The 252-nt window shown below is 63.5% G+C and carries 1 protein-coding gene; it reads right to left on the bottom strand.

What is annotated here, in order from left to right; translation table 11 throughout:
* The coding region (locus EN845_RS35215; protein ID WP_135907355.1) for an Ig-like domain-containing protein at positions 1 to 252 on the bottom strand (252 nt) is incomplete at both ends.

The following is a 252-nucleotide window of genomic DNA, read 5'->3' as shown; positions in this document are numbered from 1 at the left end:
CCGAGGCCAGGCCATTGTCGAGCGTATAGCTGTAGCTGCCGTCGCTGTTGAGATGCAGCGTGCCATAGGTGCCGACCAGGTCGTTGCCGACATTGCCAGCCGAGCCGTTGACGGCGCTGACGCTATGGGTGTCGCCATTGTCGACATCGGTGTCGTTGGAAAGCACATTGCCGCTCACCGGATTGGGATCGGCCAGCGTGTTGGTGTCTTCCTTCACCGCCGCCGCATCGGCCACCGCCACCGGCGCGTCAT

Source organism: Mesorhizobium sp. M8A.F.Ca.ET.202.01.1.1 (genome assembly GCF_004791595.1).
Taxonomy (GTDB): Bacteria; Pseudomonadota; Alphaproteobacteria; order Rhizobiales; family Rhizobiaceae; genus Mesorhizobium.
Note: the sequence above shows the minus strand (reverse complement) of the source record. Positions and strands in the feature narration are given on the sequence as shown.